Source organism: Streptomyces sp. NPDC048275, assembly GCF_040652275.1.
In the GTDB taxonomy this organism is placed as follows: domain Bacteria; phylum Actinomycetota; class Actinomycetes; order Streptomycetales; family Streptomycetaceae; genus Streptomyces.
Genome location: NZ_JBEZLR010000105.1, coordinates 25,497 through 34,670, shown reverse-complemented (window position 1 = coordinate 34,670; position 9,174 = coordinate 25,497). Strand labels below are relative to the sequence as shown.

Genomic DNA, 9,174 nt, shown 5'->3' with positions numbered 1-9,174 from the left:
GCGACGCCGCCACCAGGCCCGATCCCAGGACAGCCACTACCAGCGACAAGCCACTCAGGCATGAAGATCGCGATCTACAACTGGAGTACTAGCAGCCCGAAAGCAGAGGGCGTTCCGCCGAGCCGACGAAGCGACCCCTGCTGTCATTCACAGCACCCATAAGGCACACATCACGCCGCGGGATCCTCCAGGACGGCCACGGCCTCGGCAGCCTTGCGGGCCTTCTTCTCCGCTTTCTCCAGCTTGGCCTTCGCCTTGGCCAGTTGCTTGGTGCGGCGCTTGTGCATCTTCTTCGAGACCTCGTCCAGACGGTCCGGGAAGAGGTGTCCGTACGTGTCCAGGGTCAGCGTCGCGGACTTGTGGCCCAGCATCGTCTGTACGACGTTGATGTCCGCGCCACTGGCGATGGCAAGCGAGGCCGCCGTGTGGCGCAGCTTGTGCGGGGTGACGTTCAGGTGCCCCAGCTCGGCCTTCACGACCGCCGGCGCGAAGAACCGCTGACGGAAGTTGCGGGCCCGTAGCGGTCCGCCCTGCGGGGCTGTGAAGAGCAACTCCTCATCTCCCCGGCCCTGGACGTGGGGCTTCAACTCCTCGACCAGGAAGCGCGGAATCGGTACGGATCGGCGCTCGTGGTTCTTGGGGGTGTCGAGGTAGAGCTTGCCGTTGTCCTCGGCGTACGCCTCGACGATGTGCGCTCGGCAGGCGTCCAGGTCGACGCGGCCCACCTTCAGCGCGGACGCCTCGCCCCAGCGCAGGCCGGTGTAGGCCAGCAGCAGGATGAACACCCGGTAGGTGCCTGACGCGTTGGCCAGCGTGTCGACCTGCATGTCGTCGAGGTACACGTGGTCAGCCGGCATCGCTTTCGGCAGGGGCACGCCGACAGCCGGGTTGACCGCCAGACGACGAGCCTTGACCGCGTAGCCGAGAACGCGGCTGAGGACGACGTACGCCTTGCGGACCGACCGCGGGCTGAGCTTCCTGCCGCCGGTCGCCTCGCCGGACAGCAGATCCGCGAGCCACTCCGCGATGTCCTCGAAGTGGATGCGGTCCAGCGGGGTGGTGCCCCACTTGGGGATCACGTGGACGTCGAGAACACCGCGGTAGCGAGCCCGAGTTGAGCGCTTGAGGTGGAGCTGCGCCGCCAGCCAGGACTCCGCCACCTCTGCGAACTTCACGCGGGCAGCGGCCGGATCACGGTAGGAGCCGTCGTTGAGACGAGACTCCATCTTCGTCCGCTCGGCCTCGGCGTCGACCTTGCGGGTGAAGGTCTTCATCTTCGGCTTGCCGTCGGGGTCGTACCAGCGCACGCGGTAGCGCCCCGGTGGCGTACGTCCTGCCCGCTTGGCGTCCGCCACGGCCCGTACGTACGCCGCGTGCCCTATACGGTCCTCAATCCAGACCCGCGCCAACTAGTACCCCCTCCGGTCATCACCGGACACCGACGGGAGCGGCAGGAGCAGGCTTGCGGGAGGGGCGCCGAGCGCTGTGGCGAGGGCGACGAGGTCGTCCACGTCGCAGCGGCGGCGGGCGCGTTCGGTGCGACTGAGGGCGGTGTTGGCCATCGGGCGGCCCAGTGCGGTGCAGCGGACGGCGAGCTGGTGCTGGGTCAGGCCGCGCACGAGGCGTAGGCGCTGGATGGCGCGGGCGGTGTGGAGGCCGGCGGGGCCTATTTCGACAGGTCGGTTGGGCATGACAGATAGCTGTAACTTGCAGCCGGCCGTCATGGCAAGAGTTAGTTCTTAAACTCTCCAAAAGCCGTCCGGGGGCGAAGTGGTGTTCGTCTCGTCGAATTCCGGTACATCACAAACCGTTTCGGCGGGAAGGTTGTGCTACCTTCCCTCCGCGTCAAAAATATGGGCGATTTAAGCGGCTATCGGATGCGGTGTCCGGTGGGCTGGCCGTGTTGCTGCTGACTGCTGGACGCTGCCCCTGAGCTGCAGAGGTATCGGATTCCGGCACCTCAGCCGGTCGCTTCTCCACAGAAAATTTCTGCTTCCGCGGGAGCGATTTCGGCAACCGGGGATCCGCCCTTACTGTTTCGGTCTTCCCCGGCGACGCCGAGAGAAGTGCCGGGGGTTCAGAATCCACGACGTTTCCATGGGTGGTGTGGCTGTGTTGTCCACGCCTGCCATCCAAAAACCCTGATTCCGATATGGAGACCTCATTGCCGAATCACTCCCCGCGCCTTGCCGGCGCCGAGCGTGACCAACTCGCCACTCCCACCGACGTGGCCGCCTACCTCGGGGTGCCGGTGAAGACGCTCTACCAGTGGAAGTACCGGGGCATCGGCCCCAGCGTCCACAAGGTCGGCCGTCACCTGCGCTACCGCTGGCGGGAGGTGGACGCGTGGCTGGAAGCCCAGACGTCGTACGACCTCACGGCCTGACCCCGCGCCCGGCGCGGACAACGGAACGGCCCCCGGCGCGCCAACGCCGAGGGCCGAAGACTCCCCTGCCGATCACTCATCCCTGAACGAACGAACTGGGGAGGGGCGGGGCCTTGCCCGTCCTGCCCCTCACCGGAGAGGAACGCCTATGGAGGACTCTACGTCCCCCACCACGAACACCTCCCCCACCGGCTGGCCCACTCCCGCCGTCCCCGGCGAGGGCATCCCCTGGTGCCGCCAGGATCAGCAGGACACACGGTCCCCCGCGTCGGGGACCGCCGAACACCCGGCGGAGGCGGAAGCACACGGGGACCGTCCCCAGCCGCCTGCCGATGCCGTTGTTGGGGACCGTCCCCGCGACGTGCTTGGGGACCGTCCCCACGACGTGCCCGGTACTCGTTCCCCGCACGTCCCGGTCCCCATATCGGCATCCAGTGCAAACTCGCAGGTCAGCGGCGGGAAATCGGGGACCGGTCCCCAAGAGGCTGCAGTTGCACCAGGGGACCGCAATGGGGACCGTGATCACGGTCCCCGCCAGTCTCCAGGGTCTGACAACCCCGTGGCGGGAGCCGCCCAGCAGGAGGGGACCGGTCCCGTCGACGCACGGGGACCGGCAGACCCTGAGGAACGGGGTTCCGGTGAGGGCGCGGAACTGCTGGATGAGTTGCGGGCGGCGATCGGCAAGTACGTCGTGCTGCCCAGTGACGAGGCGCTGACAGCGGTCACCCTGTGGGTGGCGGCCACGCACATCCAGACCGTTCTGCAGCACGCGCCGCGCCTGGCGGTCGTCGGCCCGACGAAGGGCTGCGGCAAGTCCCGGGTTCTGGACGTGCTCCACGAGACCGTGCACCAGCCGATCATGACGGTGAACATGTCCACGGCCGTGCTCTTCCGCGTCATCGGCAAGAACCCGCGCACGATCCTGGTGGACGAGGCCGACACCATCTTCAGCAAGGCCGGCGAGAACGAGGAACTGCGCGGCCTGCTGAACGCCGGGCACCAGCGCAACCGGCCCGCCTGGCGCATCTCCGGTCCGGAGCACAAGCCGACCCCGTATCCGACCTTCGCCATGGCCGCACTGGCCTCGATCGGCGACCTGCCCGACACGATCACGGACCGTGCGGTCGTGCTCCGCATGCAAAAGCGCAAGCCGGGCGAGAAGGTGACCCCGTTCCGCTCGCGCTACGCCACACCGGAACTGAACGCACTGCGGGACAAACTGGCCGCCTGGCTGGGCCCGCTGCGCGGCACGGCCGGCCACATGGCGCCGACCATGCCGGTGGAGGACCGGGCGGCGGACACCTGGGAACCGCTGGTCATCATCGCCGACCTGGCCGGCGGCCACTGGCCAGCCAGCGCCCGTGCGGCCTGTGTCGCGATGACCCGGTACGAGGCCGTCCAGGACGAGCAGACCAACCTGAAGACAAGGTTGCTGCGCGACATCCACCGCGTCTTCGAGGCACATGGCAACCCCGAAGCCCTGTCCTCCCTGGATCTGGTCACCGCCCTGCTCCAGGACCCCGACGCCCCCTGGGCAGAGCACGGCGCCAACGGGCTCAACGCCTACCACCTGGGCAGAATGCTCCGGGACTTCGACATCCGCCCGGCCAACTACCGGTTCGACAAGGGCAGGCAGGCCAAGGGGTACGCCCGTAACCGGTTCCTCGACAGCTGGGCCCGCCACTGCCCCGACCTCACCGAGACGGCGCCCGCCCCCACGCCCGACGCCACACCCACGCGCCCGGCGCAGGGCAAGCCGCCTGCCGCCCCGGCGGGCTCGCTGCCCATAAGCCCGCCGAGCGGCACCGCCGGCCCCAAACGCGCCCGCTGACCCGCCTCCCCCTGGGTCCGTATCACTGCGTCGCATCCGTCCCCGCGCAGGTCAGCGCGGGGACGGATGCTCTCACCGGGACGGACTTCTCCGTACCTGCCCGGGTGTCCGTACCTGTGCTGACCAGGCATGGGACGGATGCGACGCACGTGACACATCTCCCGCCCCCTCACCACCGGAGCACCCCTGTGCACGAACAGCACCACGAACTCCCCACAGCTCAACAGCAGACGCCCACCACCTCAGCCCCAGACAGCGCAGCAAGTTGTCGGGTAAGGAGTCCTTACCCGGCCTCCGCCCCTGGAGTGACGGAGGCACCCGGCGCCCAGGGGGCACCGGGGTCGGCCGGCCCGGGGGTGCCGACCGAGACGGGAGCCACCAGACCGTCGCCCCACGCCGCGCAGACGCCGAAGCCGCAGCGCCGCCTGCGTCAGCCGCGCCTGCGCGAGCGCCGCGTCCACCCCCGTTACAGCGGCGGCGAGTTCACCGACCTCGCCCACGCCGCCGCGCTCAGCCGTATGCAGATCGGCGGCTACGTCGCTGAGGCGTCGCTCGCCGCGGCCCGCGCCGAGGACCCCACGGCTGCGATCGCCGACTACCGCGCCATAGTGAAGGCGCTGATGGCCGCCAACCGCCAGCTCGGCATGATCGGCAACAACCTCAACCAGCTCACCTGGCACCTCAACAAGGACGGCGCCTGGCCGGAGCCCGACGTCGTCCACCGGCTCCTGGCCCGCGTCGAAGCGTCGATCGCCGACGTGGACACCGCCGTCGCCCAGGTCACCGAGGGAAGGCAGGACCGGTGATACCGAAGATCATCACCGGCAAGGGCAGCACCCGCCGTCTGATCGCCTACCTCTTCGGCAAGGGCGACGCCAACGAGCACGTCGACCCCCACCTGGTCGCGTCCTGGAACGACTTCGCCCCCGACCCCGGCCGCAGCCCGCACCGCGACCCGAAGGAGGTGGAGAAGCAGCTCTACACGCAGCTCGACCAGCCAGTGGCGATGCTCGGGCGACGGGCTCCCCAGACCACGGTCTGGCACTGCCCGGTCCGCGCCGCCCCCGAGGACCCGATCCTGTCGGATGCCCAGTGGGCGGAGATCGCCCGCCGGATCGTGGCCGCCGCCGGCATCGCCCCCGCCGGAGACACCGAAGCCTGCCGCTGGGTGGCCGTACGGCACGCCGACGATCACATCCACATCGCCGCCACCCTCGTCCGCCAGGACGGCCGCCGCCCCCGCCGGGACTACGACATCCGGGCCGTCCAGCGCGAAGCCCGACAGATCGAAGTCGACTACGGACTCAGGAGGTTGAAGCCGGGCGACGGTACCGGCGCCAAGCGCCCCACCAGCAAGGAACACTTCAAGGCCAAGCGCCTGGGCCAGGACGCCACCGCCCGCGAGGTCCTGCGCATGCGGGTGCGCCGCGCGGTCGCCGCCGCGGCCGACGAGGCCGAGTTCTTCTCGCTGCTGGAGGCGACCGGCGTGGACGTGCGCCTCAAGCTCGCTCCCTCCGGCGACGCGCTCGGCTGCAACTTCGCCCTGCCTGGCAACGTGAACGAGGAAGGCGACCCGGTGTGGTTCGCGGGCTCCACCCTCGCCCCTGACCTCTCCCTGCCCAAGATCCGCGAACGCCTCGCCACCACCAGCCCCGAGCCGGCCACCATCCAGCCTGGCAACCCGTGGCACCAGGCCACCGCCGCCACCGAACGCATCCCCCACCACTTCACGAAAGGCGACGAGCAGACGGCCCAGGGCCAACTCGTCGCGCTCGGCGCGACGCTGGACCTGCTGCCCGTCATGGCACCGACCGCGGCGCGGGCCGAACTCGAACAAGCCGCCGCTGCCTTCGAGCGCGCCACCCGCTCCCGCATCGCCGCCGACCTCGACAGCACCCGCGCCCTGCGCCGCAGCATCCAGACCATCTGGCGCGAGAGGCCACAGGACAGTGACGGCACCGGGCTCATCATGCTCCTGGACGCCGCACTCACCGCGGTCGCCTTCGCGCTGCACTGGCACCGCACCCGCCAGCACGCCGAGCAGGAGGCGGCAGCCGAACAGGCGCTCCTCCACCTGCAGACCGCGTACGCGCAGACCGCCGAGCCCGTCCTGGTCGGCCTCGCCAGCCGGGCACCCGGCCCGCAGACCAAGCGCCGCTTCGCCCACCACCTTCAGGATGTGGTTCCGGAGCATGCCGAGCGCATCCTCAACGACCCCGCTTGGGACGCACTTGCCACCGTGCTCGCCGAGGCAGAGGCAGCAGGACACAACGCAGCCACCGTCCTCGGCCAAGCGCTGCACCAACGTGCCCTGGACGACGCCCGCAGTCCCGCCCGCGCGCTGACCTGGCGTGTCCGCCGCCTCGGCGAGCGCCACGTTCCCGGTCCTTGGGCCCAGGCAGCCAGGGCCCACACTGCCATGCAACGGCCCAGCGTGCCGGTCCACCCCGCGGCAGCCATTGCTCGGCCACCGCAGGGGTCACCGACATGGCGGCGCTGATCAGGCGGGGGCGGACAGCTTGGGCGCGAGGAGCTCCAGGGCTTCCTTCCAGCGGTAGCGGTCGGCCCCGCCGCCGGCCTTTGGCCGGTGCGGTTCGTACGAGCCGATCAGGACGCCCATCTCGCGTAGCCGTTCCAGACTCTGGCGGTACGCGGGGTGGGCGGCCTGGGCTGAGTTCAGGTACGGCAGCACGGCGACCGGGATGTCCATGGCGGGTGCTTCGCACAGGACGCCCAGGGCGAGATTGTCGGAGATCCCGGCGGCCCACTTGTTGATGGTGTTGAAGCTGGCCGGGGCGACCGCGATCGCGTCCGCGGGCCGGGTCGGGCGCGGTTCGCCCGGTGATCGCCAGGCCGAGCGGATGGGGCGGCCGGTCTGGGTCTCGACCACCTCCGCGTCGAGGAAGCCGAGTCCTTGTGGGGTGGCAATGACGCCGACGTCCCAGTGCCGTTCCTGTGCTGCAGTGATCAGCCTGCCGACGTCGGCGGCGACCCCGGCCGCGCAGACCACGATCTGTAGGAACGGCTTGTCGGGCTGATCACTCACGCGGGCACTCCCAGTTGGCGGCTGAAGTGGTGCAGCTCGGGCAGTGCCCGGCGGCGGTCGCGGGCTGCCATGTCGGCGACCAGTTCGCGTACGGCCGGGCGGCGGATGTCCTGTGCCGCGCAGCTCTCGGCGATACGCAGGGCCTGGTAGCCCTCGGCGAGCCTGCCCTGCTGACTGTAGGCGCGCGCGGTCTCCACCCACAGCGCGGCCCGGCGCTCGGGGACAGGAATGTGCCGCCGCATGAGCGGCCGTGCGGTTTCCAGGGCGATGCCGGCGTCACCGAAGGAGATGGCTGCGCTGATCTCGTGGAGTGCGACGTTGGTGGGGCTGAAGTTCGCCCATGCGTCCGGCCGGTCGAAGGAGACGTAGCGAGCGACTTCCTTGGCTTCGGTGAGGAAGTCCTGGGTGGTGTCGCGGTCGCCGTTTCTGCTGGCGGCGGTCGCCCCGCGGAGCAACAGCAGACCAACCGCTGCCAGGTACCGGGGCGAGCGGTGGTCGTAGGAGCCGGTGAGCTGGTCGGCAGTGTGGCGGACCATGTTCACGGCCTGATCCGTGTGCTTCTCCCGCACGAGGACGTGAGCGTGGACGCGGACACTGGCGGCGAGGACGACAGGATCCCCGGACCGTTCCGCCTCGGCCATGGCCCGACCGGCCGCGAGCCAGGCGTTGCCCTGATCGGCCCGCTTCAGCAACAGGCTCACCGACGTCTGGTAGGCGGTCGCGAGCAGCCCGGACACCTCCGCCGAGCCGGATGAGCCTCCGGCGGCCTGACGCAGGTCGGCGATCAGACCCGGCAAGGTCTGCTCCAGTTCCGCGTAGTCGCACGTGCAGAACATCCGGCGTACGGCCCGTGCCCGGTCCCGCAGCTCGTCGAGGCCCAGGGCTTGCCCGGTGGCCACGGGGCTCGTGCCTGGCAACAGGACTTGGATCAGGTCGTGATGTGCCGCGTTCGACGGCGGCGGAGCCGCGAGCGCGGCGACGCTCGCGGCAAGGAAGGTACGGCGGTGCATGTCCTCTGTTCCGGGCTCGGCGGGGCTGGCATCAGAAGCGGCGGCGAGGCCGAGACGTTGCGGCGGAATCTCCAGTACCTGCGCGATCTCGCGCAGCACTCGCACGTCCTCGGTACCCCTGCCGCTCTCCAGGCGGCTCACCTTCGACTGGTGATACCCAAGCGCGGCGGCAACGTCCCTCTGCGAGCGCCGCTGTAACACGCGTGCCTGACGGATCACGTCGCCGATCCGTCTCGCTTCACTCTGTGCCTCGGCCATCTGTGCCACGGCCCCTTCTGCCGTCGCCGATCCTGCCTGCTCAACCGAGAGTAACCGAGCGGCATTTGGCAGTGATGCAGCTCCTGCATAAGTGATGCAGCCCCGGCACACCGACTGGTTCCGCTTACCTCTGGAGCGGTTGCGTGGAGTGGCCGAACCGACCAGGAGGCCGCTCATGGAAGCGCATCACATCCGGATTCCCGTCTCCGGCACGCCAGCTGCCGCAGCGTCCGCGCGCCAGCAGCTCGCGGACGGGATACGGACTTTCGGCGCCTTCCTCGGCCCCGAACTCCTGGACGCGGCAGAGCTGGTGGCCGCAGAGCTCATCGCGAACGCGGTCCGGCACGCAAGCGGCGGCCCGATCACGGCCGGCGCCTGCCTGAGCGACAAGGGACTGCGGATCGAGGTGAACGACGCAAACCCCGTCGTCCCACAGGTCGGCCTGTCGGATGTGGACGAGGAAAGCGGACGCGGGCTGTTCCTAGTCGCAGCACTCGCGGACCGCCACGGCTTCGATCCGCTGCCGCCCGGCAAACGCTGCTGGGCCGAGTTCAAGGTCAGCACCCCACTACCCACCTCATCACACCTTCCCCTGCAGAGGAGTTGACCGTTGACAGCCGTACGCATTCCCCCCGTCGCCGCA

Annotated in this window: 9 protein-coding genes; 5 read left to right on the top strand and 4 right to left on the bottom strand. The window is 69.8% G+C overall.

The genetic code is table 11. The features are described 5' to 3' along the window. Positions 1-170: 170 nt before the first annotated feature. The gene (locus tag AB0D57_RS39295; RefSeq protein ID WP_362085007.1) at positions 171-1,409 is read right to left on the bottom strand and encodes a tyrosine-type recombinase/integrase; all 1,239 of its coding nucleotides are present in this window, start codon (positions 1,407-1,409) and stop codon (positions 171-173) included. Then, on the bottom strand, positions 1,410-1,691 hold the full coding sequence (locus AB0D57_RS39290; RefSeq protein ID WP_362085004.1) for a helix-turn-helix transcriptional regulator: 282 nt from the start codon (positions 1,689-1,691) through the stop codon (positions 1,410-1,412). A gap of 473 nt (positions 1,692-2,164) precedes the next feature. On the opposite strand from AB0D57_RS39290, the gene AB0D57_RS39285 reads away from it, so the two are divergent. The 4 genes from AB0D57_RS39285 (at position 2,165) to AB0D57_RS39270 (ending at position 6,717) form a co-directional block, all read left to right on the top strand. After that, complete coding sequence (locus tag AB0D57_RS39285; RefSeq protein ID WP_362085001.1) at positions 2,165-2,386, top strand: helix-turn-helix domain-containing protein; 222 nt, start codon at positions 2,165-2,167, stop codon at positions 2,384-2,386. A gap of 559 nt (positions 2,387-2,945) precedes the next feature. Continuing rightward, positions 2,946-4,217, top strand: coding sequence for a DUF3631 domain-containing protein (locus tag AB0D57_RS39280; RefSeq protein WP_362084998.1), 1,272 nt, complete (start codon positions 2,946-2,948; stop codon positions 4,215-4,217). 305 nt (positions 4,218-4,522) lie between these two features. Then, positions 4,523-5,023, top strand: coding sequence for a plasmid mobilization relaxosome protein MobC (gene mobC, locus AB0D57_RS39275; protein WP_362084995.1), 501 nt, complete (start codon positions 4,523-4,525; stop codon positions 5,021-5,023). After that, positions 5,020-6,717 (top strand): mobilization protein, encoded by a 1,698-nt coding sequence (locus AB0D57_RS39270; protein WP_362084992.1) that lies wholly within the window; start codon positions 5,020-5,022, stop codon positions 6,715-6,717. Before mobC ends, AB0D57_RS39270 begins: the two co-directional genes overlap by 4 nt. Here AB0D57_RS39270 and AB0D57_RS39265 read toward each other — a convergent pair whose 3' ends face one another. After that, positions 6,718-7,263 (bottom strand): flavoprotein, encoded by a 546-nt coding sequence (locus tag AB0D57_RS39265; RefSeq protein WP_362084989.1) that lies wholly within the window; start codon positions 7,261-7,263, stop codon positions 6,718-6,720. It abuts the gene before it with no gap. Further along, the gene (locus AB0D57_RS39260; RefSeq protein ID WP_362084986.1) at positions 7,260-8,531 is read right to left on the bottom strand and encodes a helix-turn-helix transcriptional regulator; all 1,272 of its coding nucleotides are present in this window, start codon (positions 8,529-8,531) and stop codon (positions 7,260-7,262) included. Before AB0D57_RS39260 ends, AB0D57_RS39265 begins: the two co-directional genes overlap by 4 nt. Before the next feature lie 175 nt (positions 8,532-8,706). Here AB0D57_RS39260 and AB0D57_RS39255 point away from each other — a divergent pair, with 175 nt between their 5' ends. After that, positions 8,707-9,138: an ATP-binding protein gene (locus tag AB0D57_RS39255; protein ID WP_362084983.1), complete on the top strand. Its 432-nt coding sequence runs from the start codon at positions 8,707-8,709 to the stop codon at positions 9,136-9,138. Positions 9,139-9,174: the final 36 nt, after the last annotated feature.